27 protein-coding genes are annotated in these 24,830 nt (G+C 68.6%); 16 read left to right on the top strand and 11 right to left on the bottom strand.

What is annotated here, in order from left to right:
- Nucleotides 1-108: 108 nt before the first annotated feature.
- From ACFO0A_RS11595 to dapA, 6 genes are all read right to left on the bottom strand, one after another.
- A complete protein-coding gene (locus ACFO0A_RS11595; protein ID WP_379539163.1) occupies nt 109-2,535 on the bottom strand; it encodes a hybrid sensor histidine kinase/response regulator in 2,427 nt (808 codons plus the stop codon).
- On the bottom strand, nt 2,532-3,155 hold the full coding sequence (locus ACFO0A_RS11600; RefSeq protein WP_379539164.1) for a DUF2062 domain-containing protein: 624 nt from the start codon (nt 3,153-3,155) through the stop codon (nt 2,532-2,534). Before ACFO0A_RS11600 ends, ACFO0A_RS11595 begins: the two co-directional genes overlap by 4 nt.
- The gene (locus tag ACFO0A_RS11605) at nt 3,133-3,711 is read right to left on the bottom strand and encodes a DUF2062 domain-containing protein (RefSeq protein WP_379539165.1); all 579 of its coding nucleotides are present in this window, start codon (nt 3,709-3,711) and stop codon (nt 3,133-3,135) included. The genes ACFO0A_RS11600 and ACFO0A_RS11605 overlap by 23 nt, the downstream gene beginning before the upstream one ends.
- A gap of 10 nt (nt 3,712-3,721) precedes the next feature.
- Nucleotides 3,722-4,204 (bottom strand): SsrA-binding protein SmpB, encoded by a 483-nt coding sequence (gene smpB / locus ACFO0A_RS11610; protein ID WP_379539166.1) that lies wholly within the window; start codon nt 4,202-4,204, stop codon nt 3,722-3,724.
- A 57-nt stretch (nt 4,205-4,261) separates the two neighbouring features.
- The gene (locus tag ACFO0A_RS11615; RefSeq protein ID WP_379539167.1) at nt 4,262-4,945 is read right to left on the bottom strand and encodes an SMI1/KNR4 family protein; all 684 of its coding nucleotides are present in this window, start codon (nt 4,943-4,945) and stop codon (nt 4,262-4,264) included.
- Between the two features lie 122 nt (nt 4,946-5,067).
- Nucleotides 5,068-5,949, bottom strand: a complete 882-nt coding sequence (gene dapA / locus ACFO0A_RS11620) for a 4-hydroxy-tetrahydrodipicolinate synthase (RefSeq protein ID WP_379539653.1) — start codon at nt 5,947-5,949, stop codon at nt 5,068-5,070.
- Nucleotides 5,950-6,086: 137 nt separating this feature from the next.
- On the opposite strand from dapA, the gene ACFO0A_RS11625 reads away from it, so the two are divergent.
- The 4 genes from ACFO0A_RS11625 to ACFO0A_RS11640 are packed head-to-tail and all read left to right on the top strand — an operon-like array spanning nt 6,087 to nt 9,778.
- The gene (locus tag ACFO0A_RS11625) at nt 6,087-8,054 is read left to right on the top strand and encodes a lytic transglycosylase domain-containing protein (RefSeq protein ID WP_379539168.1); all 1,968 of its coding nucleotides are present in this window, start codon (nt 6,087-6,089) and stop codon (nt 8,052-8,054) included.
- Nucleotides 8,055-8,073: 19 nt separating this feature from the next.
- Nucleotides 8,074-8,592, top strand: a complete 519-nt coding sequence (locus ACFO0A_RS11630; RefSeq protein WP_379539169.1) for a GreA/GreB family elongation factor — start codon at nt 8,074-8,076, stop codon at nt 8,590-8,592.
- A gap of 32 nt (nt 8,593-8,624) precedes the next feature.
- Entirely contained in the window at nt 8,625-9,275 is a 651-nt protein-coding gene (locus ACFO0A_RS11635) for a histidine phosphatase family protein (RefSeq protein ID WP_379539170.1), read from the top strand.
- Nucleotides 9,272-9,778, top strand: a complete 507-nt coding sequence (locus ACFO0A_RS11640; RefSeq protein ID WP_379539171.1) for a hypothetical protein — start codon at nt 9,272-9,274, stop codon at nt 9,776-9,778. Before ACFO0A_RS11635 ends, ACFO0A_RS11640 begins: the two co-directional genes overlap by 4 nt.
- Nucleotides 9,779-9,848: 70 nt before the next feature.
- On the opposite strand, the gene ACFO0A_RS11645 is transcribed toward ACFO0A_RS11640, so the two are convergent.
- Complete coding sequence (locus tag ACFO0A_RS11645) at nt 9,849-10,505, bottom strand: outer membrane protein (protein ID WP_379539172.1); 657 nt, start codon at nt 10,503-10,505, stop codon at nt 9,849-9,851.
- A 232-nt stretch (nt 10,506-10,737) separates the two neighbouring features.
- Here ACFO0A_RS11645 and rlmN point away from each other — a divergent pair, with 232 nt between their 5' ends.
- Nucleotides 10,738-12,012, top strand: coding sequence for a 23S rRNA (adenine(2503)-C(2))-methyltransferase RlmN (rlmN, locus tag ACFO0A_RS11650; protein ID WP_379539173.1), 1,275 nt, complete (start codon nt 10,738-10,740; stop codon nt 12,010-12,012).
- Between the two features lie 10 nt (nt 12,013-12,022).
- On the opposite strand, the gene ACFO0A_RS11655 is transcribed toward rlmN, so the two are convergent.
- Entirely contained in the window at nt 12,023-12,610 is a 588-nt protein-coding gene (locus ACFO0A_RS11655; protein WP_379539174.1) for an NADPH-dependent FMN reductase, read from the bottom strand.
- Between the two features lie 172 nt (nt 12,611-12,782).
- On the opposite strand from ACFO0A_RS11655, the gene ACFO0A_RS11660 reads away from it, so the two are divergent.
- The 6 genes from ACFO0A_RS11660 (at nt 12,783) to infC (ending at nt 16,800) form a co-directional block, all read left to right on the top strand.
- Entirely contained in the window at nt 12,783-13,487 is a 705-nt protein-coding gene (locus ACFO0A_RS11660; RefSeq protein WP_379539175.1) for a cytochrome b/b6 domain-containing protein, read from the top strand.
- On the top strand, nt 13,484-14,227 hold the full coding sequence (locus ACFO0A_RS11665) for a molybdopterin-binding protein (protein ID WP_379539176.1): 744 nt from the start codon (nt 13,484-13,486) through the stop codon (nt 14,225-14,227). The genes ACFO0A_RS11660 and ACFO0A_RS11665 overlap by 4 nt, the downstream gene beginning before the upstream one ends.
- A 124-nt stretch (nt 14,228-14,351) precedes the next feature.
- Nucleotides 14,352-14,729 carry a glycine zipper 2TM domain-containing protein gene (locus tag ACFO0A_RS11670; protein WP_379539177.1) on the top strand — a complete coding sequence of 126 codons (378 nt, stop codon included), beginning with the start codon at nt 14,352-14,354 and terminating at the stop codon, nt 14,727-14,729.
- Between the two features lie 52 nt (nt 14,730-14,781).
- Nucleotides 14,782-15,357 carry a TMEM165/GDT1 family protein gene (locus ACFO0A_RS11675; RefSeq protein WP_379539654.1) on the top strand — a complete coding sequence of 192 codons (576 nt, stop codon included), beginning with the start codon at nt 14,782-14,784 and terminating at the stop codon, nt 15,355-15,357.
- Between the two features lie 42 nt (nt 15,358-15,399).
- Nucleotides 15,400-16,092, top strand: coding sequence for a ligase-associated DNA damage response endonuclease PdeM (gene pdeM / locus ACFO0A_RS11680; protein WP_379539178.1), 693 nt, complete (start codon nt 15,400-15,402; stop codon nt 16,090-16,092).
- Between the two features lie 189 nt (nt 16,093-16,281).
- Nucleotides 16,282-16,800: a translation initiation factor IF-3 gene (infC, locus tag ACFO0A_RS11685; protein ID WP_379539179.1), complete on the top strand. Its 519-nt coding sequence runs from the start codon at nt 16,282-16,284 to the stop codon at nt 16,798-16,800.
- Nucleotides 16,801-16,905: 105 nt separating this feature from the next.
- On the opposite strand, the gene ACFO0A_RS11690 is transcribed toward infC, so the two are convergent.
- The gene (locus tag ACFO0A_RS11690; RefSeq protein ID WP_379539180.1) at nt 16,906-17,409 is read right to left on the bottom strand and encodes an energy transducer TonB family protein; all 504 of its coding nucleotides are present in this window, start codon (nt 17,407-17,409) and stop codon (nt 16,906-16,908) included.
- A 335-nt stretch (nt 17,410-17,744) separates the two neighbouring features.
- On the opposite strand from ACFO0A_RS11690, the gene ACFO0A_RS11695 reads away from it, so the two are divergent.
- The 5 genes from ACFO0A_RS11695 to ACFO0A_RS11715 all read left to right on the top strand — a co-directional run bounded on the left by ACFO0A_RS11695 (nt 17,745) and on the right by ACFO0A_RS11715 (nt 23,219).
- Entirely contained in the window at nt 17,745-18,410 is a 666-nt protein-coding gene (locus ACFO0A_RS11695) for a DUF4331 family protein (RefSeq protein ID WP_379539181.1), read from the top strand.
- Nucleotides 18,410-19,150 (top strand): DUF4331 family protein, encoded by a 741-nt coding sequence (locus tag ACFO0A_RS11700; protein WP_379539182.1) that lies wholly within the window; start codon nt 18,410-18,412, stop codon nt 19,148-19,150. The genes ACFO0A_RS11695 and ACFO0A_RS11700 overlap by 1 nt, the downstream gene beginning before the upstream one ends.
- Before the next feature lie 34 nt (nt 19,151-19,184).
- Nucleotides 19,185-20,564 carry a tetratricopeptide repeat protein gene (locus ACFO0A_RS11705; RefSeq protein WP_379539183.1) on the top strand — a complete coding sequence of 460 codons (1,380 nt, stop codon included), beginning with the start codon at nt 19,185-19,187 and terminating at the stop codon, nt 20,562-20,564.
- Complete coding sequence (locus tag ACFO0A_RS11710; protein ID WP_379539184.1) at nt 20,557-21,831, top strand: HupE/UreJ family protein; 1,275 nt, start codon at nt 20,557-20,559, stop codon at nt 21,829-21,831. The genes ACFO0A_RS11705 and ACFO0A_RS11710 overlap by 8 nt, the downstream gene beginning before the upstream one ends.
- Nucleotides 21,832-21,899: 68 nt before the next feature.
- Nucleotides 21,900-23,219, top strand: coding sequence for a cystathionine gamma-synthase family protein (locus tag ACFO0A_RS11715; RefSeq protein WP_379539185.1), 1,320 nt, complete (start codon nt 21,900-21,902; stop codon nt 23,217-23,219).
- 436 nt (nt 23,220-23,655) lie between these two features.
- On the opposite strand, the gene ACFO0A_RS11720 is transcribed toward ACFO0A_RS11715, so the two are convergent.
- Both ACFO0A_RS11720 and pal read right to left on the bottom strand, forming a co-directional pair.
- Nucleotides 23,656-24,189 (bottom strand): J domain-containing protein, encoded by a 534-nt coding sequence (locus ACFO0A_RS11720; protein ID WP_379539186.1) that lies wholly within the window; start codon nt 24,187-24,189, stop codon nt 23,656-23,658.
- A gap of 123 nt (nt 24,190-24,312) precedes the next feature.
- Nucleotides 24,313-24,825 (bottom strand): peptidoglycan-associated lipoprotein Pal, encoded by a 513-nt coding sequence (gene pal, locus ACFO0A_RS11725; RefSeq protein ID WP_379539187.1) that lies wholly within the window; start codon nt 24,823-24,825, stop codon nt 24,313-24,315.
- Nucleotides 24,826-24,830: the final 5 nt, after the last annotated feature.

The following is a 24,830-nucleotide window of genomic DNA, read 5'->3' on the forward strand; positions in this document are numbered from 1 at the left end:
GCCGTCAACCTGGGCAGCGTGTATCGCGTTTGTTCTCATGGAACAAGAGTGGAACGAAATTTTTTCGTCCGTGCCCGCGCGCTGGGAATTGCGCGATTGCGGCGCAGCCTAGAGAGACTGGCCCTTCAGCACGCGTTCCACCGCCTCTCCGATCTGGGCGACACTGAACGGCTTGGGCAGGAAATGCATGTTGGGCAGGTCGATCTCGCGGCGAAGCTGTTCCTCGGCATAGCCCGACATGAACAGCACGGGGATCGAAGGCAGCCGCTCGCGAATGGCGCGGGCCATCGTGGGACCGTCCATCGTGGGCATCACGACGTCGCTCAGCACGAGGTCGAAGGTGCCGCCGGAGACGATCGCCTCCAGCCCCGCCTCGCCATCGCCGGCGGTGGTGACGACATAGCCCTGCCGCACCAGCGCGCGTTCGGCCACGGCGCGGACGGTGTCCTCGTCCTCGACCAGCAGGACCCGCCCGCCCCCGCTCCAGGTTTGTTGCGCCTGGGCCGGCGCCGCCACTGGCGGTGCCGCGACCTCGGTGCCCGAATAGACCGGCAGGTAAACGGTAAAGCGCGTCCCCTTGCCCACCTCGCTGTCGGCGAAGATGAAGCCGCCCGACTGCTTGACGATCCCATAGACGGTCGACAGGCCCAGCCCCGTACCCTTGCCCAGCTCCTTGGTGGTGAAGAACGGCTCGAAGATCTTGCCGAGGTTCTCGGGCGGGATGCCGCTGCCGGTATCCTCGATCACCAGCGCGGTATAGTTGCCCGCCGGGAGGATCTCGCTCTTCAGCGCGCGGACATCGGCGGGCGTGATCCTGCGGGTTGCGAGCCGGAGCGTGCCGCTCGCCTCGCCGGACTTGCCCTGCATCGCGTCGCGCGCGTTGACGGCGAGGTTGATGATCACGTTCTCGATCTGCGTCGGATCGGCGCGGATCGGCCCGAGGTCGCGATCGTGGCTGACCACCAGCTTGATCTTCTCGCCAATCAGCCGCTTCAGCAGTTGCGACACCTCGGAGACGAGGTCGGGGAGCTGGAGAACCTGCGGGCGCAGCGTCTGCTGGCGCGAGAAGGCCAGAAGCTGGCGGGTGAGGCTGGCCGCGCGGTTCGAGTTGGCCTTGATCTGGACGATGTCGTCATAGTCGCTGTCGCCGGGCGAATGGCGCAGCAGCATAAGGTCGCAATAGCCGATGATCGCGGTCAGCACGTTGTTGAAATCGTGCGCGACACCGCCTGCGAGCTGGCCCACCGCCTGCATCTTAGTCGCCTGCGCGATCTGGCGCTTGAGCCGCGCCTCCTCGCTCGAATCCTTGAGGCTGAGCAGCACCGCGCCCTCACCCAGCCCCCGCACACCCGCCACGCTGAGCGACACCGGGTCCTCGGGCGCGGAGCGCAGACGCACGGCGACGTCGCCCGCTGTGGGTGCGCCTTGGGCAATGCGGCGCACCGCGTCGGCGAGCGCGCCCTTGTCATCGCGAATGACGAGGTCCGAAGGATAGGGCGGCGCTACGGTGCCGTCGTGACCCGCGGCACGCAGAAATGCTTCGTTCGCGAACAGGAAGCGGCCGTCGCGGTCGCACATCGCCAGGCCCAGCGGCAACCGCGCGAGCAGTGCCTCGATCTGCGGTATCCCGGCGCGTCCCTCGCCCGCCCCGGTGCCGCTCTCGATCAGCAGCATCAGCGAAGGCGTGAGCGCGGGATCGGCGTCGGTCCGGCTTTCGGGATCGGCCACCGGCAGGTGGATCAGCCGCTGCGGCGCGCCCTTGCGCCCCTCGCGCGCGAAGTAGATGCGGTCCTGCTCGTCGGAGCGCAGGTAGCTGACGAAGTCCGTGCCGACGACCGTTGCCTGCGCCTCGCCGGTCGCGGCCAACGCGAAGCCGGGATTGGCGCTCAGGATCGCGCCGTCGGGCGAGACGACCGCGGCGCAGATCCCGGCCTGGCCCAGTGCAAGGCCGGCCTTGCCCGCCACGGCGCGCGCGGCGTCGGCGACGATGTCGGTGCTTTCCACCGGCTCGATCGTCCAGGCGAGGTAATCCTCGCCCCGGCCGCTGCGCCTGGCGTGCGCGGTCCAGCGGCGGCCCGCGCCTTCGAGGCCGTCTGCGCTGGCTTCGCCATCGCGCCAGGCGGCCCGCGCGGCGCGGTCGAGCCGCTCCACCGCGGCGTCGTCGAGCGGAAGCCGCGGCGGGGCCGAGCTCATGCCGAACCACTCTTCGAACAACCGGTTGGCGCAGACCAGCCGCCCGGCGCGGTCGGTTATCGCGACCGCGGCATCGGGCCGGTCGATCGCGGCGTTGGTGACCGACCAGTCGGGCTGAGCGAACTCGGCGGTGCCGCCAACGGATCGCGGCCGCAGAAGGATCCGGCCAAGGGCGGCGAAGGCGAGCACGCCGGCTCCATAACCGGCGGCGACCAGCGGTTCTCCCGAGGCGAGCCAGACGAGGACGGCGCTGGCGACGAGCGCGGCCGCCAGGATCAGCAAGTCGGTCGGCTGAGTGCGCTGGGCGTCCTGCTCCGCCATCAGGGTAGCAACTTCGGTCATGGCAGCGGGTGCGGCCCCGCCTGTGCGCGCAGCGCGCGGCGCTCAAGCGCCAGGGCCAGCCGCGCCGCGCGCTTGCGCGCGACCCACCAGCGCCAGACCCAGCCGGTAAGCAGGAATCCCACGCTGGCAGTCAGCGAGGCGATCACCAGCAGGCCCAGCGCGGTATCGAGGCCCGCGCCGGTGATCCGCTGAAGCAGGACGTCGGTCTGCGTCTGCTGCATCGTGCGCGCGACCGGCGCGATCGCGGTCATCGCATCGGCGTGGAGCATGAGTTCGCCGACCTTGTAGGCCAGCGCCCACAGTGCGAGTACGGTCACCGGGTTGCCGACGAAGGTCGCCACCAGCGCGGCCGGAACGTTGGCGCGCACAAAGACGGCGAGAAGGGCGGCGACGATGAAATGAGCCATCGGGATGATGACTCCGATGAACAGGCCCAGCGCCACCCCGCGCGGGACCGAACGGCGGGTGAAGCGCCACAGGTCCGAGCGCAGGACGCTGCCGGCGAAGGGTCTTAGCCAGCGGCTGTTTTCGATATGCTCGCGCTGCGGGATCAGGCGGCCGAGGCGCGCGGAAAGCGCCGTATCGCGGGGCTTGCGCTCAATCACGGGCGGCGCGCTCACGCTCGCGCACCCGGGCCAGCCGGGTGCGCCGTTTGTGCGCGATCCACCAGCGCCAGCTGAAACTGGTGGCGAGGTAACTGACGGCCGCGGCCACCACGGCGACGATCACGAGCCCGAAGGCGGTCACCAGCGTGGCGCCGGTGAGCCATTGCAGCGTCTGGTCGAAGTCGGAATGCTCGATCGCCTGGTTGACCGGGGCAATCACGGTCATCGCATCGACCTTCAGGATGAACGCGCCGACCTTGTAGGCAATCACCCAGATGAACGGCGTGGTGAACGGGTTGGTGATGAAGGTCGTCAGTGCCGCAACGGGCACGTTCGCGCGCACCGACAGGCTCAGCAGTGCGGCGAACAGGATCTGCGCGAAGGGGATGATGATCCCCACCAGCATTCCCAGCGCGACCCCTCGAGGAACCGAGCGGCGGGTAAAGCGCCACAGTTCGGAACGCAGCACGCGGCCGGCAAAGGGCCGGATCCAGCGGCTCTCTTCCATCTGCTCGCGCGTCGGCATCGAGCGCTGGGCCCAGCCCGAAAGGCGCGTGAGGATCGTGCTCATCGGCGCCGCATCAGCGGTTGTCCCGCAGGATGCGCGCCTTGTCGCGCTGCCAGTCGCGGTCCTTGATCGTCTGGCGCTTGTCGGCCGAGTTCTTGCCCTTGGCCAGCGCCAGCTCGACTTTCGCGCGGCCCCGGCCGTTGAAATAGACCGAAAGCGGAACGAGGGTCATGCCCTTGCGCTCGACCGCGCCATGCAGCCGGCTGATCTCGCGCTCTTTCAGCAGCAGCTTGCGCGGCCGCTTGGGCTCGTGGTTGTAGCGGTTGCCGTGGCTGAACTCGGGCACGTTGGCGTTGACCAGCCAAACCTCGCCGCCCTTCACCTCGGCATAGGATTCGGCGATCGAGCCCTCGCCGAAGCGCAGGCTTTTCACTTCGGTTCCGGTCAGCGCGATGCCCGCTTCGAACACTTCCTCGATGAAGTATTCGTACCGCGCGCGCCGGTTCTCGGCGACGGTCTTCTGCTTGTCGAATGCGGCGTGTGCGGGTCGGGCCATTGTGTCCCGGCATGTAGGGGCTGGCCGGCGATTGTAAAAGCCGTTGTTGGCTTCGATTCAGCTTGCCACCCACTCCTCCAGCCACGCGGCGAGCGAGGGGTGAAGCACGGTGAAGGCTTCCTCCACCGTCTGGCCGTCGTCGAAATAGTAGTCGTTGAACGCCACGATCTCGCCCGTGTCGAGGTTGTACGAGACCGGCCCGGTGGTGTCGGCGATCGGCAGGAGATGGGCTGGCCACGGATGCTCGCCGGTATAGCCCGGGCCGCGGCGACGCAGGTCGTCGAGCACGTTGCCAACCGCCTCGAGCGACTGGAAGCCACTTCCCCGGCCCTGGGTGTAGGCCGTGCCCGGACCCCAGCCGCCGTCGGCGATGGCGTAAAGCGCGCGCAGATCTGCCGGCAGCTTGCGCCCGATCTTCCGCTCAAGCGTGGCAATGTCCGCCTCGGATGCCGGTGCGGCCAGCGGCAGCGCGTCGGCATCCTCGCTCGATGCGCCGAAGGTCCCGTCCGGGTAATTCGTCACGTGCATCGGCGGCATCTTCTGGCCCCAGGCCGCCATCTGCGCGACGACCCCGCGAAACGGACCTTCGGCTTCGGGGCTAAGCCGGCCGAACATCGCGATCAGCTCCTCGGGGTCGGTCACCACGCCGCCCGGCGTTCCGCCGAGGGGATCATGGCGACGGCCGGGGTCGCGGATGCGGGCGGAAATGGCGGCGACGAGCGCGGGCGGAAGAGCGGTCATGGCGCCGGTATCTACGCGCGATTGGTGAACCGATTCTTGCCTCGGCGGTTCGGGGCTGGCCTCTTCCTCCGCCCCGCAGCAGCCGGCAAGCAGCAGGAGCGGTGCCAGCGCCGCCGCGCGCCTCACACCAGTCCTGCGTGCACCAAAGCCTCGTCGACCGCCTTGCGCGCCGCCTCGTTGCAGCGGACCAGCGGCAGGCGCAGGTCTTCGGTCAGCCAATCGTGGACCCGCGTCAGCGCGTACTTGAGCGGAGCCGGGCTGGCGTCCTCGAACATCGCGTAATGCAGCGGATAGAGCCGGTCGTTGATCTCGCGCGCCTTGGCGAAGTCGTTGTCGGCGCAGGCCTGCTGAAACTGCGCGCACAGCGCCGGGGCGACGTTTGCGGTGACCGAGATGCAGCCCACCGCGCCCGCCGCGTTGGCCGGGAGCGAAAGCTCGTCGTCGCCCGAAAGCTGGCAGAAGTCCTTGCCGATGCCCATCCGGTGATCGACCACGCGCGAAAGGTCGCCGCTGGCGTCCTTGATCCCCACGATCGCGTCGGGATAGCGCTTGGCCAGCGCGCAGACAGTCTCGGGCTCGATGTCCGTCACGGTGCGGCCCGGCACGTTGTAGAGGATGATCGGCAGGTCGCAGTGCTCGGCGAGGTACGAAAAGTGCGCGATCAGCCCGGCCTGGCTGGGACGGTTGTAATAAGGGGCCACGCACAGCGCGGCGGCGGCGCCGCACTTGCGCGAGAAATTCATGTGAAGCAGCGCGTTCATCGTGTCGTTGCTGCCGCAGCCTGCGATGACCGGGACGCGCCCGGCGGCCTGCTCGACACACACCTCGATCACCCGGTGATGCTCGGCGTTCGACAGGGTCGAAGCCTCGCCGGTGGTGCCGCAAGGGACGAGAGCCTTCGATCCGTTGTCGATCTGCCAGTCGACCAGGCGGCGAAATGCCTTCTCGTCGAACGACCCGTCGCGGAAAGGAGTCACCAGGGCGGGAATCGAGCCCGAAAACATGGACATTTTCCTTCGCTTTGGGCCATCATGACCCGATACGGTGCTTTCAGCACCGCGGGGGGATCATGAGACAGACCCATTCAGCGCCTGATAAGGAGCCGGCGGCCACTATGTCCAGCATGGTCAGTAAACATGTCTTGATTGCTACGGTTTTCGGCGGAATCGCGCTTGGCGCTGCGAGTCCCGCATCGGCTGCCGATCCCAACGACTGGGATCGCGCCCGCGCCGCGCTCGTCGTCAGCCAGCCGACCGCGATGACTTACGCGGTGGACCGGTGGAAGCAGCTGTCCGCCTCGGACCGCTTCACCTTCGCCGACTACAGCAGCTTCGTGCTTTCCTATCCGAACTTCCCCGACGAGGAGAAGCTTCGCCGCTACGCCGAAGGCGCACTCGATCGCGAATACGTCGATGCCCAGCGGCTCGTCTCCTATTTCGACCGCCGTCCGCCGCTGACCAATCCGGCCCGCGCGCAGTACGCGCTGGCGCTGCGCGCGATGGGCCGCCCCGAAGCCTCGACCGTCGCCCACGCCGCGTGGCGCGGCGGGCCGATGAGCGACACCGCCGAGGCGATGCTTTTTTCGCAGTTCGGCGCGACCTTCACCCCCGACGACCATGACGCGCGGATGGACGCGCTGCTCTGGGCCGGCAGCCAGGCGCAGGCCCAGCGCCAGCTCGGCTTCGTTTCGCCCGCCCAGCGCGCGGTCGCCGCCGTGCGTCTCGCCGCTCTGTCGGGCATCGACCCGGCGTTGACCGGCATCCAGGTCGACAGCTCCTCGATGATGAGCGACCCGGGATACCTGTTCCAGCGCGTCCGCCAGTACCGCAAGTCGGGCAATGGTGCGGCCGCGCGCAGCCTCCTCGCCAATCGCGGGGCACTGAGCCGGCGCCCCGTCGATGTCGAGAAATGGGTCGACGAACTCCTCGTCAACGCGCGCTCCGCCGCCAGTTCGGGCGATCCTCGCACCGCGGTGCGGATCGCATCGAAGGTCGACGACGCATTCGAGCCGGGCACCGACATCAGCCAGCTCTCGCTCGGCCTGCGTGACGATTACACGTCGCTGGTCTGGCTCGGCGGGACCGAGGCGATGTGGGACCTGGGCGATCCCGTCAGCGCCGCTCCGCTGTTCTATCGCTACGGCAATGCGGCCAAGACACCGCAGACGCGCTCGAAGGGCTTCTACTGGGCGGGCCTCGCGTCCGACCGGGCGCGCGATCCGGCAAGCGCTCAGCGCTATTTCCAGATGGCAGCGAATTACGGCGACCAGTTCTACGGCCAGCTCGCGCTCGAGCGGCTGGGCCGGCCGATCCCGACATTCGCGACCGACCCGACCGTCGTGCCCACCCCGGCCGAGCGCCAGGCCTTCGCCTCGGCACCGCTCACCGCCGCGGTGCGCGAAGTGGCGCGCGCCAGCGACTGGCGCACCGCGGTCAAGTTCTTCCGCCAGATCTCCGACAACGCGCAGACCGCGGGTGACCACGTGCTGGTGGCCGAACTGGCGCGCAACCTCGGCCGCCGCGACCTTGGCGTGATCCTTGGCCAGTCGGCTGCGACGAAGGGCTTTCTCGATTTCCAGCACATCGCCTTTCCACGGATCCAGGTGCCGCTCGGCTACGATTCGGGATGGACGATGATCCACGCCATCGCCCGGCAGGAAAGCCAGTTCGCGCAAAACGCGGTCAGCCATGCCGGCGCGCGCGGGCTGATGCAGCTCATGCCCGGCACCGCGCGCGAACAGGCTGGCAAGATCGGCCTGTCCTATGCGCCGGATTCGCTGATCGCCGACCCGAATTACAACATGCAACTCGGCTCGAGCTATTTCGGGCGGATGATGGACTACTTCGGCGGGTCCTATCCGCTGGCGGTCGCGGCCTACAATGCCGGGGCGGGCAACGTGAACAAGTGGCTTGCCGCCAACGGCGACCCGCGCACCGGATCGATCAGCTGGGTCGACTGGATCGAGAGAATCCCGATCTACGAGACCAAGAACTACGTCCAGCGCGTGATCGAAAACGCCGTCGTCTATGAAGCGATGAACCCGGACAAGGCCACTTATCGCGGCCCCAATCCGACCAGCCATTTCCTGGGCAAGCGGACCCCCGGCTGAGCAGCCAAGGCGTTCCGAGGTGAGCGACGACGAGCGCGCCCGGGTTCCGGGCAATCCCATCACCCCCGAGGGCCTGGCCCGGCTGCGCGCGCGCTACGACGCGCTGCTGGGCGACGAACGCCCGCGAATGGTGGAGATCGTGAGCTGGGCCGCAGGCAACGGCGACCGCAGCGAGAACGGCGATTACATCTATGGCCGCAAGCGGCTGCGCGAGATCGACCGCGAGCTGGCGCATCTCGCCCGAAGGATGAAGGCGGCGCGGGTGGTCGAGCCGGGCAAGGCGGGCGATCGCAGCCGCGCGCTGTTCGGCGCCACCGTCACCATCGCCGACGAGGACGACCTGCAACGCACCGTCGCGCTGGTAGGCGACGACGAGGCCGACGCCGGCGCGGGCCGCATCGGCTGGAGCGCGCCGCTTGCCCGGGCACTGCGCGGCGCGGCGGTCGGCGATCTTCGCCGCGTGGTCCTGCCCGGCGGCGAAAAGGAATGGGAAGTCCTCAGCATCTCGTATCCCGGCGAAAACGCGCCCGGCACTTGAGTTGCGCCCGCGCCTGCTGATAGCAGCCGGCGATGCCCGATCTCGATCCTTCCGCCCTGCCCGGCCGCTTCTTCGTGATGCGTCACGGCGAGACCGTGTACAACGCCACGCGGCGGCTCCAGGCCAACCACATCCACACGCCGCTGACCCGGATAGGGACCGAGCAGGCGCTGGCGATGGGCGCGGCGCTGCGCGGCGCCCTGGGCGACCGGCCGCCGGTCACGCTCCATGTCTCCGAGACGGGTCGCGCGCTGCAGACGATGGCGCTGGTCTGCGACGTGCTTGGGCTGGACTGGTTTGCGGCGCGCCGCGACTTGCGCCTCGTCGAGATCGACATGGGCAGCTGGTGCGGACGCACTTATGCCGATGTCGAAGCCGAGCACGGCCCGATCGTCGATACCGAGCACCTGCTGCGTCCCGCTCCTGACGGCGAGGACTATGCGATGATTGCGGCGCGGCTGCGCGACTGGCTGGCCGCGCTGCCCGATGCCGGGGGCGACCACGTCGTGGTCATGCACGGCATCTCCAGCCGCGTGCTGCGCGGGGTGATGACCGGGCTGCCCGATCACCCCGTCCGTCATGCCCCGATCGCCCCGGCGCAGACCCAGGGCTCGATCGCCCTGATCGAAGGCGGCCGGGAAAGCGTGCTGCTAGGCGCCGCGGTCGGCGCGCTGCACGCGTGAGGCGCGGCGCGCTCCTGCTCGCCGCATTGCTGGGCGCGGCAGCACTGCCGGCGGGAATTGCGGCGGCGCGCGACAGCCTCGGCATCTATGGCCGGTGGGGCGCCTTCCGCGATCCGCAGGTGCCGCGCTGCTATGCCATCGCGATGGCCGAAGTCCCGCCCGGGCGGCGGATCGATTACCGACCCTTCGCAACAGTCGGCCACTGGCCGCGCCGCGGCATCCGCAACCAGGTGCACTTTCGCCTGTCGCGCCAGCTTGTCGCCGGAAGCCCGATCCGGCTCGCGATAGGGTCGCAGCGGTTCGACCTCGCCGGAGGCGGTGGCGATGCGTGGGCGCTCGATGCGCGGATGGATGCCGCGATCGTCGCGGCGCTCCGATCGGCCGAGACGATGTCGATCGCCGCACGTTCGGTCCGGGGCGGCAGTTTCCGCGACAACTACACGCTCGCCGGCGCGGCCACCGCGATCGACGCCGCCGCCGTCGGCTGCGCCCGAACCCGCTGACGCCGACGCCCGATACAGAACGGGCCGGGTTTGACCCCGGCCCGCTCCATCAGACTATCGCTTCATGCGATCAGAAGCGCATGCCCACGCCGACCACGACCTGGTGGCGGTCGGTGTCGATGTCGAAGCGCGCGCTGTCGGTGCCGACCGGGTAGTCGACCTCGCCCTTGTTGTAGTTCGAGTAGCGGTACTCGAGCTTGGCAAAGGTCTGCGGCCCGAGCGCGTGCTCGACGCCCGCGCCCACGCGCCACCCATCCGTGTCGAAGTTGTTCTTCAACTCGGTCGTCCCGTCGCTTGCCAGAACGTCGAAGCGGGCGTTGGTATAGCCCGCCTTGGCATAGACCATCGTGCGGGGGCTGGTGAGAACGCCGGCGCGCGCGCCGACGTAGAGGTCGCGCCCGACCTTGACGTTGCCGAAGCCGAAACCCTCGAAGTCGCCGTTGTCGTAGCCGGTCTTCGCGGTGGAGTCGGTATATTCGCCTTCCACGCCGAGCACGACGCCGCCGACGGCGACGTCATAACCCGCGCCGATGCCATAGAGCAGGCCGTCGACCGACTGGTCGTCGCTGGAGGTGGTGTCGTTGTCGACCGAGCTGCCGGCCTGGGTCTTGTCGTAGCCGAGGATGGCTTCGACACGCGGACCGGTGAAGGTCGAGTTGTCCTGTGCCAGGGCGGGGGTGGCCACCGCCGTGCAACCGAGGGCCAGGACTGCAAGATGCTTTTTCATTATCAACTCCATTAGGTTTCCCGAGGCGTCGAACGCCGCCGGGACTGGGAGAATGATGCAACCGCGAACAAGTTTCATGAACCTAACACAACGAAAATACTGAGGTTTTTTGGTCACACCCTTTCGACCGGACGCAGTTGCAGCACGACCAAAGTCAGGAACCGGAGGGCTTCGGCGGGGTTCGCGCGGGGGGCTATCGCCGGCGCCCGACGATCCCTATATCGCCGCCACCATGCAGATCCCCGGCCAAGTCGATCCCGTTCCCGTCGCGCGCGACGTTACCCCGCGCGCCGATGGCCGCATCGACCTGATGGGGCTGCCGCGCCTCCGCATCGCCGAGCTGCTGGCCGAGGCCGGGCTCGACACCAAGGCAGCGAAACTGCGTTCGCGCCAGCTGTTCCACTGGATCTACCACCGCGGCGTATCAGACTTCGAGACGATGACCGACATTGCCAAGGCGATGCGGCCGTGGCTTGCCGAACGCTTCGTCATCGCCCGGCCCGAGGTGGTCGAAGCGCAGGTTTCGGAGGACGGCACCCGCAAGTGGCTGCTTCGCACCGCCGACGGCCACGATTTCGAGATGGTCTTCATCCCGGACGAGACGCGCGGCACGCTGTGCGTGTCGAGCCAGGTGGGCTGCACGCTCAACTGCCGGTTCTGCCACACGGGGACCATGCGCCTGGTCCGCAACCTGACCCCCGGCGAGATCGTGGGCCAGGTCATGCTGGCGCGCGACGCGCTGGGCGAGTGGCCGGGAAGCGCCGGTGCCACCCCGCCGATCGAGCGACCCGCCTTCGCAGCGGATGCGACCGACGACGACGAGGACGAGGAAGAAGGCGGCCAGTATTCCGCCGACGGGCGCCTGCTGACCAACATCGTGATGATGGGCATGGGCGAACCGCTCTATAATTTCGACAACGTTCGCGACGCGCTGAAGCTGGTGATGGACGGCGACGGGCTGGCCCTGTCGAAGCGGCGGATCACGCTTTCCACCAGCGGGGTCGTGCCGATGATGGCGCGCGCGGGCGAGGAGATCGGGGTGAACCTGGCCGTCTCGCTCCATGCCGTGACCAAGCCGGTGCGCGACGAGATCGTGCCGATCAACCGCAAGTACGGGATCGAGGAACTGCTCGAGGCCTGCGCTGCCTATCCCGGGGCGAGCAATTCGCGCCGCATCACGTTCGAATACGTGATGCTCGACGGGGTGAACGACAGCGACGAGGACGCGCGCGAACTGGTCCGCCTGATCAAGCAGTACAAGCTGCCGGCCAAGGTAAACCTGATCCCGTTCAACCCGTGGCCGGGTTCGGTCTATTCGTGCTCCACGCCCGAGCGCATCCGCCGGTTCAGCGAGATCGTCTTCGACGCCGGGATAAGCGCGCCCGTGCGCACGCCCCGCGGGCGCGACATCGACGCGGCTTGCGGCCAGCTCAAGACCTCGGCCGAAAAGCGCAGCCGCGCCGAACTCGACCGGCTTGCCGAGGAAAAGATGGCCGCGCTCGGCTGATTTCTGACCGTCAGTAGGGCGGCGCGCGCAACTTTTTCTGCGCGGCGGCGGCCTCGGTCCACCACGAAAGATCATCGGCAAACCGCTCGAACGCCTTCGAAAGGCTTTCGCCCGCCTTGCCGGTCGGCTCGGCCGTCTCGTCCAGCGTCTCGGCGATCGGTCCCACCGTCAACGTGCTCGAGATGACGACCATCCCCATTTCGGCCAGGGTCGGATGCCACGCCGAGTTGGAGCGTGCGCCCGACAGCCGCCCGCGCGAATAGCTGGCGATGGCGGCGGGCCGCCAGAACCATTCCTCGAGGAAATGGTCGGTCAGGTTCTTGAGCCCCGGCTGCACCCCCCAATTGTATTCGCCGGTAACGAACACGAAGGCGTCGGCGCCGCGGATCTTCCCGGCCAGCTCTTCCATTGCCGGGGGCGCTTCGCCCTTGGGATACTCCTTGTACATGCGGTCGAGCATGGGCAGCGCGACGGCGCGCGCATCGATCAGTTCCGGCGCTTCGCCTCGTGCGCGAAGGCGCGCCACGATGAAATCGGCAAGCCGGATGCCGAGCCGGTCGCGCCGGTAAGAGCCGTAGAATACCAGAACCTTCGCCACGCTTTTCTCCCTGGCTCGATGGCCTAAAGTCCCGCCCTGCCCCCCTGGCTAGCGCAATGGCACGAGCCTGTCTTGCCCGCGCGACGCCACGCGGCGTGTGACGGCCACAGATTTCGGTTTCGCGTGAGCGACGTTGGGTGCATCCTTTCGCCCGGATGCGATGGGGACCGGCATGAAGCGACACGCGCTCTCGACGCGGCTGTGGCACTGGCTCAATGCCTGGGCAATGGCGGTCCTGTTCTTCTCGGGCCTCGGCATATCGAACGCGCACCCCCGGCTCTATCTCGGCGCCTGGGGTTTCGATCCCGCGACCGCCTGGCTCGAAGTCCCGCGCTTTCCGTTCTGGATGACGATCCCCGGCCATTACAGCCTGGCCGAGGCGCGGCTGTGGCATTTCCTTGCGGCCTGGCCCTTCGCGCTGGGGCTGGCGCTGTTCCTCGTCGCGGCTCTGGCCAGCGGGCACTGGCGGCGCTTCGTCACACACCTGCACGAATGGCGCTTGGGGGCGATCCGCGAAGATCTGGTCAAGCACTTGCGGCGCGACTTCGCGCCGCCGCCGGGCGAATCGTTCAATTTCCTCCAGAAGCTGCTTTACGGCCTCGTCCTGTTCATCGGGCTGCCCCTGATGATCCTCACGGGCTTGGCGATGAGCCCGGCGATGGACGCCGCCTGGCCCTGGCTGCTCGATCTGTTCGCCGGGCGGCAGACCGCCCGCTCGATCCATTTCGTGACCGCCTGGGCGCTGTTCGCATTCTTCCTCGCCCACATCCTCGCGGTCCTCCTGTCCGGCCCGATCGGCCAGCTTCGCGACATGATCACCGGCGGAAAGGTGGCGGAGCCGTCCGCCCCGCCTATCCCGGCGGAGGCCGGGGCATGATCGGCCGCCGCGGATTGATCGGCACGCTGGCCGGCGGGTTGCTCGCCGGCTGCACCAAGATCGCGCAAAGCCAGCCGGGCGGCGCGCTGCTCGAAACGGTCGAGCGCTGGAACCGTGCGGCGCAGCGGGCCATCTCGAAGCGCACCGCGCTCGCCCGCGAGTTCACGGTGGCCGACATCTCGCCGTTCTTTCGCGGCAACGGCACCCAGAATCCCGCCACCCCAGCTTATGACGCCCACGCCGCCGGCCAGTTCGCCGACTGGCGGCTGGCGGTGGACGGCCTCGTCGAGCGCCCGCTGTCGCTCTCGCTGGCGCAAGTCCGCGCCCTGCCGCAGCGGACCCAGATCACCCGCCACGACTGCGTCGAGGGGTGGAGCGCGATCGGTCAGTGGACCGGCGTGCCCCTTGCCCGGCTGCTCGCGCTTGCCGGAGTCCGGCCCGAGGCGAAGTATATCGTGTTCCACTGCGCCGACAGCCTGTCGGGCACGCCCTATTACGAGAGCATCGACATGATCGACGCACTTCACCCGCAGACGATCATCGCGCATGCCCTGAACGGCGCCCCCCTGCCCATCCGCAACGGCGCCCCGCTGCGCCTGCGGGTCGAGCGCCAGCTCGGCTACAAGCAGGCCAAATATATCGAGCGGATCGAGGCGGTCGCCAGCCTGGCGGGGATCGCCGGGGGCAAGGGCGGCTATTGGGAGGATCGTTCGGGATACCAGTGGTATGCGGGCATCTGATCGGGCCGCGGGCACGGCTCGCCGCGCAGCCAATTCATCCAGCCGCTGTTAATCCGAGGTTGGGGATCGCCGGTCGATAGTGCGGGTTCAGGACAACGAAACCGCAACATGGAAAGGTCCCTTCATGAGGAAGCTCGTTCTTGCCGCAACCCTCGCCGCGGTCGCCGCGCCGGTCGCCCCGGTGCTGGCCGACCCGCCGCCCTGGGCGCCGGCGCATGGCCGCCGCGCCCATGATCGCCAGGCGATGTACGACAGCTACGGCCGCTACTACGAACCCCGCGCGCTCAGCCGCAATGACACGGTCTGGCGCGGCAACGACGGCCGCTACTACTGCCGCCGGGGCAACGGCACGACCGGCCTGATCATCGGCGGTGCGGCGGGCGCGCTGCTCGGCCGCTCGCTCGACGGCGGGCGACACCGCACGCTCGGCACCATCCTGGGCGCCGCGGGCGGCGCGCTGCTGGGCCGCGAGATCGACCGCGGCGGACTTCGCTGCCGCTGATCTGAAAACGCTCTGGCCATAATGCGGGAAGCGGGGCAAGGCGCCGGCGATGCTGACCGCCTTCCTCGCTTCCGTTTCGCTCGTCGCGCTCGCCGAGATCGGCGACAAGACCATGCTTCTGGCCATCCTGCTGGCGACGCGGCTGCGTGCCCCGGTGCAGATCCTGCTCGGGATCTTCTTCGCCACGCTGGCCAATCACGCGCTCGCCGCACTGGTCGGCAGCGAGGTCGCCGGTCTGCTCGACGCGCCGTGGTTCCGCCTCGCGGTGGCGCTGGGCTTCATCGCGATGGCGCTGTGGACGCTCGTTCCGGACAAGTTCGACGATGACGACGGCGAAGCGATCCGCCGGCGCGGCGGCGCGTTCCTCACTACGCTGATCGCGTTCTTCATCGTCGAGATGGGCGACAAGACCCAGGTCGCCACGATCGCGCTGGGCGCAAGGTTCCATTCGATCGCGATCGTCGCTGCGGGAACCACGGTGGGGATGATGCTCGCGAATACGCCGGCGGTCCTGTTTGGCGATACGCTGGTGCGCCACGTATCGCTCAAGGCCACGCGGATCGCGGCGGCGCTGCTGTTCCTCGCGCTGGGCCTGTGGCAGCTTGCCGACTGGGCGGGCTGGCTCTGATCGCTCCTTGCCAAGCGCGCGTCGCTTGGGCATTGACCCGATATGGTTCCCTTTTCGTTCGCATCGCAGGAATGGCTGATGACCGCCGGCCGCGCGCTTTACTGGCCGCGCGAGCAGGCGTTGCTGGTCGCCGACCTGCATCTTGAAAAGGCCAGCTTCTTCGCCCGTCACGGCCAGATGCTCCCGCCCTACGACAGCCGCGAGACGTTGGAACGAGTGGCCTTGGCAATCCGCGAGACGGGCGCGCGCCGGGTCTATTGCCTTGGCGACAACTTCCACGACAGCCGGGGGGTGGAGCGGCTCGAACCCCATGCCGCCGGCATGCTCGCGGCGCTGACCCGCGCGGTCGAGTGGGTGTGGATCACCGGCAACCACGACGCCGCGATGGAAGCATCGTGCGGCGGCGCGCTGGTCGATGAAACCGAGATCGGCGGGGTCGTCCTGCGCCACCGGGCGATGGCGGGAGAAACGCGGCCGGAATTGTCCGGGCACTATCACCCCAAGCTGCGGCTTGTGCATCGCGGGCGGCGGATTTCGCGCCCGTGCCTTGTCGCAAGCGCCGACACCGCTACCGGAGGGCGGATGATCCTGCCTGCGTTCGGCGCGCTGACCGGGGGCATGGATGCGGCCGACCCGGCGATCCTTTCCGCCATGCAGCCCGCCACCGCGATCGACGCGATCGTTCCCGCGGCGGGGCAACTCGCCCGTTTCGCGCTGTGGCGCGCTGCCGCGTAGGCCGTTGATTTCAAGCCGGCGCAGGTCTTGCGCGGGCAGGCTTGCAACACCACATCCGCACCGTGCGCGCCCGGTGCATGGCCCCCTTTATTTGCGCGGGTTTTGCCAGTAAGAGCGCGCCTTGATTCAACCCGCACGTCATTTCAACTTTCAGGAGCAGTACCTATCGCACCCCCTCCCCGGCGCCTCATGACGCCCCCTACCAAGAGCGGCCCACGCTTCAATAATTTCATCACGGTGGACAAGGTCCGGGTGATCGATGGCGAGGGCGAGAATCTGGGCGTGATGTACACCCGTGAGGCGATCGAGGCTGCCGCCGCGGTGGGACTCGATCTGGTCGAGGTATCGCCCAACGCCGATCCGCCGGTGTGCAAGTTCCTCGATGTCGGCAAGTTCCGGTACGAAGCGCAGAAGAAGGCCAACGCCCAGCGCAAGACCCAGAAGACGCAGGACATCAAGGAAATCAAGATGCGTCCGAACATCGACGATCACGATTACGATGTGAAGATGCGCAACGTGAACCGGTTCATCGAAGACGGCGACAAGGTGAAGGTCACCCTGCGCTTTCGCGGGCGCGAATTGTCGCACCAGCAACTCGGCATGGACCTGCTCAAGCGGGTCCAGGCCGATGTTGCCGAGATTGCCAAGGTTGAAGCCTATCCGCGCATGGAAGGCCGCCAGATGCTCATGGTGATTGCGCCCAAGTAGGCGCATTGCGGGTCGCCTCGTCGGCGGCCGTGCGGCACGGCCGCCAACGCGCCCACCCGTCCGCAAAGCCGAGTGAGCGCGAAGGCACGGTTTTGACCAGGTGGCTTAGCCGCGCGGATTTGGCGTCACGTTGAGGACCAGGGTTCCGTCGTCGGCATCCATCGCCCTGTTCGCCTTGGCGACGTCGGTGCGCAGCTTCCTGAGCTGGCGATCGTATTCGCCCTGTGACGATGCGAAGATGATGTTAGCCTGGAATTTCTGTCCCGGCCCGACGCCCACGGGCAGCGGATGCATGGTGGAAACCCGGCTGATGGCGCGCAATGCCGCGCGATCGAGCCTGGAGTCACCCGATTTCCGCACCACCTTGAGCGCGGCTGGCAGGCCCTCGTCGCTGCAACGGAAAGCTACCGAGACGATCCCGTCAGCGGTGCGTTCCGACGCCTCGTAGGGGAAGTCGAGGTTCCGGTTGATCTTGTCGGTCATCCCGTTCGACCACTGAGCAATCGAGTTCATGTGGCCGGTGACGATGACGGGGTGCACTTCCTTGGCCGCAGAAGGAACGCACACGGCGGGGATGGCGCAAAGCGCCACCAAAGCAGTCAGTTTCATGATCGTATACCCTCAAGTCGGAGACTGTCCGGCCTTGCCGACGACGCCCGAATATGCGGATTGCCCGCCTTACGCCTAAGGTCGATAGGATGGCGTGCGTTTTGCGGACCACGCGCTTTCCCACAGCAAACAGTCTGCCGATTTCGCAAATTGTCAAGCCGGATTTGGGTGAATTTTTTGCCCGCCTTGACTAACCCGGCGAAAATCAACGATGTTAAGAATCGGCGGCGAGACGGGCTTTTTTCCCTTCGTGGCCAGGCCAATTCTCAAGAATCAGAAAAATCGGTCGCGTTTTCAGTGAGAAAGTTTTCGCCTCACGCGAAGGGGAACGACCGATGAAACGAATCAGGACCATGGTGTTAGCCGGGGCTACGGCGGTCGCGGCAATCGCCGCGCTGGCCCTCGTCCCGGGGCAGTTCGCGGCCAGCGCGGATCACCTCGACCCGCCATCGCGAACCGACCCGGCAATCGACTCGGTGCCCGACATCGCTGCCGACATCGCCGACGTGTTCGCCTTCAGCGATGCGACGAACGCCTACTTCGTCATCACGTTCGCCGGCCCCTCAGCCTCGGCGAAATCCGCGTTCTACGATCGCGACGTGCTCTACACGCTCAACATCTCGACCGCGACGCCCGCGTCGTCACCGGAGATCTCGATCCAGTCGCGGTTCGGTCCCGGAACCTCGGCCGGACAGTTCGGCATCTCGGTCGCCGGGCTCCCCGGCGTGAACGGGGCGCTGGTCGGCCCGGTCGAGCAGATTCTCAGCAAGGACGGGGTTCGGGTCTATGCGGGCCTTCGCGACGATCCGTTCTTCTTCGACCTCGTCGGCTTCCGCGAGACCCGGTCGACCGGCGCGATCAGGTTCGACAAGAACCGCGATTTCTTCAACGGCCAGAACGACACCTCGCTCGTCTTCGAGATTCCGAAGTCCCGGCTGGGAGGTGCCACGGGCAAGATCAACGTCTGGGCCACGACCGCCCGGTTCGGAGGGCAGATCTGATGCGCGCGCACACTACCCGCGGCGCGCTTCGCCGCCTCGCCCTTACCGCCGCTCCGCTCGCGGCCTCGCTGCTTCTTGCCGCCTGCGGCGGCGGGGACGGCGGCGACCTGAGCGGAATGATCCCCACCCCCACGCCGACCGTGACGCCAACGCCGACGCCGACCCAGACGACCGCGTCGTACAACGTCTCGTCGTGTCTCAACCAGGTCATACCCGGCACCAACGGCGCGACACCGGCCTCGCTGGTGGTGCCCGACACGGTCGCGCTGGATTTCAGCAAGCCGGACGGCTTCCCCAACGGGCGGCGGCTGCAGGATCCCGTCATCGACGTGACCCTGGCGGTATTGTTCCTCGACGTGAACGCCACCGGGCAGAGCGCGGCGACCTTCGCCAACCTGCCGCTGAACCCGCCGGGCAACGAGGTCCCGTTCCTGACGACGTTCCCGTTCCTCTCCCCGCCCAACGGCACCCCGCCGCTGGCGACGGGCACGGGCACGACGTTCGATTTCCGCACCGATCCCGCCTCGTCGTTCGTCCGGGTCGACCGGATGGGGATGCCGGCGGTGGCGACGGCGCTGATCGGCAGTTCGCTGAAGCTCACCTACAACGACAACAATCCGGCAGACGATGCGGCGGGCGCCTTCGTGCCCGAGATTACCACCCAGTTGACCACGCTGACCAATGCGCTGGCCGACGATCTCATCTCGCTGGGCCTGAAGCCCTGCGCGAAGTCGAACTGACGGGGTCCGGGGGGCGACGGGCGGGGCAGCCTGAATGGCGCTTGCCCACCCGGCGCCCGTTCCCCGCCTGACGGGCCTTTCCGCCCCGTTGCGCTGGGCGGCTTTGCTGGCGCTGGCCGCGCTGCTGGTCATCGGCGGCGGAGCGGCGCTCGATGCCTGGCGGGCCCATCGCGCCGCAGTGTCTGCCGACCCGGCAGCGCTGTCGCCTGGCTTTGGCCCGCGCAATTATTTCGAGGCACTGGCGCGGGCCGATGGCGGCGTGGACGAGGCGCGCAGGCGCCTTGCGATGGCGCCCGGTGAATGGCTGCGCGAAGAAGGCCTCGCCCGCCAGCTGGTCTCCCGCCACCGGCTGACGGGCGACTATGCCGACCTGGCCGAGGCCGAACGCCTGCTCGACGATGCGACCGCGCGCGCGCCGGACCCCGGCGGCCCCGTTCTGTCGCAGGCCCAGCTTGCGGTGCTGCTCCACCGCCTGGCCGCTGCCGAGGCCGCCCTCGCCGAGTTCGCGCGGTTCGCCGCGCCCGAGCCGGGCGAAAGCGCGGATGCCGAAGCGCTGCGCGGCGACATCGCGTTACAGCGCGGGCAGATGGACGAGGCCGCGCGTCATTATGCCCGGGGCGAGGCGCTGGCTCCATCGGCCGGGCTCGAGTTGCGCAGCGCCGTGCTGGACCTGCGCCGCGGCCACCGCGACGCCGCGCGCGAGGCGATGAACCGGCTGTTGCTCCGTCCGCGGCAGAGCCCGGCGGCGCTGGCGCAGCTCGCCTTGCAGCGCGCTGCGCTCGCCTATGCCGAAGGTTCGTGGGACGAAGCCCGGCGCTGGATCGCCGCTGCCGACCGGACGTTTCCGGGTTACTGGCTGGTCGAAGCCCACGGCGCGCAGGCGCTCGCGCTGTCGGGCCGCACCGCCGAGGCGATCGGCGCCTATGCCGCGGTCGCGCGCAAGTCGCAGGCGCCCGAGGTGATGGACGCGCTAGCCCTGCTCCTGCGGATGGAAGGCAGGCCCAAGCAAAGCCGCGAATGGTCGGACCGCGCGGGCAAGCTGTGGCAGGAGCGGCTGGCCCGCTTTCCCGAGGCGGCGCGCCAGCACGCTGCAGAGCACGAGCTGATCGCCGGCAATCCGGAACGCGCCGTGGCGCTGGCCCGCGCCGATGTCGCCGCCCGGCCCCATGGCGCCGCAATCGTGGTCCTCGCCCGCGCGCTGGTCCTGGCCGGGCGTCCGGCCGAGGCCCTGGCCTGCCTCGACCGGGCCCAGGCGCAGGGCTGGACCAGCGCGGGCAGCCTGATGCAGCGGGCCGAGGCCGAGGCCGCGCTGGGCAACGGCCCGGCGAGCGCTGCTGCGCGCACCAGGGCCGAGGCGATCAATCCGCGCGCCGCCGACCCGCGCACCCGCCTCATCTGGTTCGGCCATGATTGAGCGCCGCCCTGGGCGCCGGCTCCTGGCCCTCTTCATCGCGATGGTCGCGACGCTGCTGGCCGTGCCGGCTGCAGCGCACCTCACCCCCAACTCCGAGATACGGCTTCATTTCGCCCCCGGCGCGGTCGAGGCGGCGGTCCTGATCCCGGCCAGCGAATATGCCTATGCGACCGGCCAGTCGGGGGACTCCACGCCCGCCGCGCTGGCCGAGGCGCGCCGCTATCTGCTCGATCACGCAGCGGTGCTCGCGCCCGACGGACGGGCGTGGGCGAAGGACGTGACCCGGATAAACGTCGTGTCCGCGCCGGGTGGGCCCGACATGCTCGCCACGCTGCGCTTCGTCCCCCCGCCGGGCGCGCCCGACCGGGCGCTGCGGCTGCGCTGGGACGCCGTGATCCGCGAGACGCCGAGCCACTTCGCCCTCGCCGCGATCGACGGTGACCTCGTGCGCGGAATGAGCGAGGGCAACGAACTGCTCGGCAGCTTCACCCGCGAAACACCCGAGATGCGCATCGATCGCGGTACCAGCGGAACGGCCGGCCTGTTCGGCGGCGCGATCCTGCTGGGCGCGCGGCATATCCTGGGCGGGCACGACCACCTGCTGTTCCTTCTCGCGCTGCTCCTGCCTGCGCCGCTGCTCGCCGCCGGCGGGCGCTGGGGCGCGCCGCGCAGCCCGCGCGCCACGCTTCACCTGCTGGGCTGGACGGTGTCGGCCTTCACCGTGGGCCACAGCCTGACCCTGATCGCCGCCGCACTGTTCAACGCGCACCTGCCCGCCGCCCCTGTCGAAGCGCTGATCGCGCTGTCGGTGCTCGTCTCCTCGCTCCACGGCCTGCGCCCGCTGTTCCCGGGGCGCGAGCCGCTGGTCGCGCTGATGTTCGGGCTCGTCCACGGGCTTGCCTTCGCGACGGTGATCGCGGGCTTCGGAGTCGACGCCGAGACGCGCGCGACCGCCATCCTCGGCTTCAACCTGGGGATCGAGCTGATCCAGCTCGGCATCGTCGCGCTGCTCCTGCCCGCGCTGCTGATCGGCGCGCGGACTGCCGCCTATCCCGCGGCCCGGCGCGGGCTGGCGACACTCGCCGCGGGCGCGGCGCTTGCCTGGCTGGCCGAGCGGGTGAGCGACACTCCCAGCCCCGTCGCCGCCGCGTTCGACGCGGTCCTGCCGTGGCTGGGCCTGGCGCTCGTCGCCTCGTCGCTGGTGGTCGGCCTGGCGTGGCTGGCGCGCGGCGGCCTGCCGCAGGCGGCTGCGCGAATGAGCGCGTGACGGTTGCAGTTGAAACCAATCGGGCCTAGCGCAGCGAAACGATAATCGCCGCCAGCAGCAGGACCGCCATGACCGACAAGCCCGCCACTCCGCCAGTCCCCACCGCGCGCCGCAAGCCGCGTCTCGCCGTGGAAAAGCTCGGCGGGCGCAAGCTCAAGCCGGCCACATTGATGATGGGCCACGGCTACGATCCCAAGCTGTCCGAAGGCGCGCTCAAGCCGCCGATCTTCCTCACCTCGACTTTCGCCTTCGAAAGCGCGGCGGCGGGCAAGCGGCACTTCGAGCAGCTCACCGGCCGCCGCCCCGACGATGCCGCGGGCCTCGTCTATTCGCGCTTCAACGGCCCCAACCAGGAAATCCTCGAGGATCGCCTCGCGGTGTGGGACGAGGCGGAGGACGCGCTGGTGTTCTCCAGCGGCATGTCGGCCATCGCCACGCTGCTGCTCGCCTTCTGCAGCCAGGGCGACGTGATCGTCCATTCGGGCCCGCTCTATGCCGCGACCGAGGGCTTCATCGCGCGCACCCTGTCGCGCTTCGGGGTCGGCTACGTCGACTTTCCTGCCGGGGCGACGCGCGAGGAACTCGACGCGGTGATGGAACGGGGCAAGGCGCTGGCCGCAAAGCTGGGCGGCAAGGTCGCGCTCGTCTATCTCGAAAGCCCGGCCAACCCGACCAACGCGCTGGTCGATGTCGAGGCGGTGCAGGAAGCGCGCGACGCGGTGCTGGGCGCCGACGGCGCGCCGATCGCGATCGACAACACGTTCCTCGGGCCGCTGTGGCAACAGCCGCTGCTCCACGGCGCGGACATCGTGGTCTATTCGCTGACCAAGTATGCCGGCGGCCATTCCGACCTCGTCGCCGGGGGCCTGTCGGGCGCGAAGAAGTTCATGGATCCCATCCGCAGCCTGCGCAACACGATGGGCACGATCTGCGATCCCAACACCGCGTGGATGCTGCTGCGCAGCCTCGAGACGGTGGAGCTGCGGATGACCCGCGCGGGCGAGAACGCGGCCAAGGTCTGCGCCTGGCTGGCGGCGCACCCCAAGGTCGTCGGGCTCGGCTATCTCGGCATGATCGACGATCCGCGCCAGCAGGACATCTACGACCGCCACTGCACCGGCGCGGGCAGCACCTTCTCGCTGTTCATCAAGGGCGGCGAGGCGGAGAGCTTCGCCTTCCTCGATGCGCTGCGGATCGCCAAGCTGGCGGTCAGCCTCGGCGGGACCGAGACGCTTGCCAGCCATCCGGCGAGCATGACCCACCTGTCGGTGCCAGACGGACGCAAGGCCGAAATGGGGATCAGCGACAACCTGGTACGAATCTCGATCGGGGTCGAGGACGCCGACGACCTGATCGCCGACTTCGAGCAGGCGCTGGCGCAGGTCTGAGAAGACCCGTCGCCTTCTGCAGGGGGCACGGCTACGCGCCCGCGGGCGAGCGCGGGATTACGCCGGGAAAAGCAACGGGCGACGGCCGGTGCATGGTGGCCCGGGCCATACGGGCGTGGCTGCGCGATCATTGTTGCGAACGCCGGACGGGGAATCGCTGCGAAACCGTCCGGTCGGCCCTGCGGCATCGGGGGGTGACGGGGCGGGCTCGCTCCCTTGCCGTCACGTCCTGCGGACTGGCTCCGCTGCGCGATGCGGGCGCCGTGCGCTCCCGCTCCCGATGTCCTTTTCGGCAAAGCGGCGCTCGCCGCCAGGCGGGCACCGGCCGTCACGCGGGGGACGAGAGGCAAAGCGCTGACCGCCCACCGCACCCGTTGCGCGGCAGCATATAACCTATATGGTTCGTTTTGTCAAGGTCGAAGCGGGCGAGCCGAGCTCAGCCCTTCCACTCGCGCCTTTCCTCAGCCGCCTTGAGCACCTCGTAGGCAAGCTGCAGCGCCTGGAAGGCCTTGGCCGCCTCGGCATCGCCGGGCTTAAGGTCGGGGTGCACTTCCTTGGCGCGCGTGCGGTAGGACTTCTTCACCGCCTCGAAATCGGCGCTGGCATCGAGCCCGAGGAGGTCGAGCGCGCGCATCTCGTCGCGGCTGCGGCTCCCGTCTCCGCTGCCGCCCCAGCCATAATGGGCCGCTTCCTTGAAGCCCGACGCGTCACGCGTCTCTTCGGCCTCGCGCGCGGCGGCCTCTTCCTTGCTCAGCCCTTCGAAGTAATCCCACCCGGCGTTGTATTCGGCCGCGTGTTTTTCGCAGAAGTACCAGCGATCGGGGCTGTTGGGCGATTTGGGCGCGGGGCAGTCGCCGCGCGCATCGCAGCCGTGGCGATCGCACAGCCGCACGGTCGCGGCTTCGCGGCCATGCTCGTAGCCCCGCCAGCGCGGAAAACCCCAGTCATTGGAACGGCGGGATGCGGGCACGGGCGGCTTTCACGAAGGGCGGAAGGTTTTCGGGCGGGCGGCCGCATCGCTGCAGCCGCACCGCCCGATCTAGGAGGCCGCGGTCGGTTCCGCAAAGCCTAATGATGGCAAAGGCGCTCGAACCTACTGGATGGTGACGGTCACCGCGCGGCGGTTGCGCGCCCAGCTCGCCTCGTCCGAACCCAGCGCGACCGGGCGCTCCTTGCCGTAGCTGACCGTGCCGATTCGCGCCGCCGCGACGCCGAGGCTGACGAGGTAGTTCTTGGCCGCATTGGCCCGGCGCTCGCCCAACGCGATGTTGTAGTCGCGCGTGCCGCGCTCGTCGGCATGGCCTTCGACCGTGATCCGCTTGTCGGGATAGCGGGCGAGCCACTGCGCCTGGCTCTGCAGCGTGGCGCCATCGGCGCTGTCGACGTTGTACTGGTCGGTATCGAAATAGATCGTGTCCGACGCGACCGAGGCCACGAAGTCGGCCTGGCTGCCCGGAACGGCAGCGTTGGTCATGTCCGAAGAGCTCGATTCCTGGCCGATCGGGGTGCCCGGTTCGGGCGGAAGTTCCTTGGGCGCCTTGTGCGCGCATCCGGCAAGTGCCGCGCTCATCGCAAGGACGGTCACGGTAAGGGACAGGCGGGACATGGGCA

Origin of the sequence: Novosphingobium tardum (assembly GCF_042652045.1) — a bacterium.
GTDB classification, from domain to species: domain Bacteria; phylum Pseudomonadota; class Alphaproteobacteria; order Sphingomonadales; family Sphingomonadaceae; genus Novosphingobium; species Novosphingobium tardum.

Coding starts and splice junctions, on each gene's coding strand:
- ACFO0A_RS11595 (WP_379539163.1), bottom strand. CDS start 2,535: ATGACCGAAGTTGCTACCCTGATGGCGGAGCAGGACGCCCAGCGCACT.
- ACFO0A_RS11605 (WP_379539165.1), bottom strand. CDS start 3,711: ATGAGCACGATCCTCACGCGCCTTTCGGGCTGGGCCCAGCGCTCGATG.
- smpB (WP_379539166.1), bottom strand. CDS start 4,204: ATGGCCCGACCCGCACACGCCGCATTCGACAAGCAGAAGACCGTCGCC.
- ACFO0A_RS11615 (WP_379539167.1), bottom strand. CDS start 4,945: ATGACCGCTCTTCCGCCCGCGCTCGTCGCCGCCATTTCCGCCCGCATC.
- dapA (WP_379539653.1), bottom strand. CDS start 5,949: ATGTTTTCGGGCTCGATTCCCGCCCTGGTGACTCCTTTCCGCGACGGG.
- ACFO0A_RS11635 (WP_379539170.1), top strand. CDS start 8,625: ATGCCCGATCTCGATCCTTCCGCCCTGCCCGGCCGCTTCTTCGTGATG.
- ACFO0A_RS11645 (WP_379539172.1), bottom strand. CDS start 10,505: ATGAAAAAGCATCTTGCAGTCCTGGCCCTCGGTTGCACGGCGGTGGCC.
- rlmN (WP_379539173.1), top strand. CDS start 10,738: ATGCAGATCCCCGGCCAAGTCGATCCCGTTCCCGTCGCGCGCGACGTT.
- ACFO0A_RS11660 (WP_379539175.1), top strand. CDS start 12,783: ATGAAGCGACACGCGCTCTCGACGCGGCTGTGGCACTGGCTCAATGCC.
- ACFO0A_RS11665 (WP_379539176.1), top strand. CDS start 13,484: ATGATCGGCCGCCGCGGATTGATCGGCACGCTGGCCGGCGGGTTGCTC.
- ACFO0A_RS11670 (WP_379539177.1), top strand. CDS start 14,352: ATGAGGAAGCTCGTTCTTGCCGCAACCCTCGCCGCGGTCGCCGCGCCG.
- pdeM (WP_379539178.1), top strand. CDS start 15,400: ATGGTTCCCTTTTCGTTCGCATCGCAGGAATGGCTGATGACCGCCGGC.
- infC (WP_379539179.1), top strand. CDS start 16,282: ATGACGCCCCCTACCAAGAGCGGCCCACGCTTCAATAATTTCATCACG.
- ACFO0A_RS11690 (WP_379539180.1), bottom strand. CDS start 17,409: ATGAAACTGACTGCTTTGGTGGCGCTTTGCGCCATCCCCGCCGTGTGC.
- ACFO0A_RS11695 (WP_379539181.1), top strand. CDS start 17,745: ATGAAACGAATCAGGACCATGGTGTTAGCCGGGGCTACGGCGGTCGCG.
- ACFO0A_RS11700 (WP_379539182.1), top strand. CDS start 18,410: ATGCGCGCGCACACTACCCGCGGCGCGCTTCGCCGCCTCGCCCTTACC.
- ACFO0A_RS11705 (WP_379539183.1), top strand. CDS start 19,185: ATGGCGCTTGCCCACCCGGCGCCCGTTCCCCGCCTGACGGGCCTTTCC.
- ACFO0A_RS11710 (WP_379539184.1), top strand. CDS start 20,557: ATGATTGAGCGCCGCCCTGGGCGCCGGCTCCTGGCCCTCTTCATCGCG.
- ACFO0A_RS11715 (WP_379539185.1), top strand. CDS start 21,900: ATGACCGACAAGCCCGCCACTCCGCCAGTCCCCACCGCGCGCCGCAAG.
- pal (WP_379539187.1), bottom strand. CDS start 24,825: ATGTCCCGCCTGTCCCTTACCGTGACCGTCCTTGCGATGAGCGCGGCA.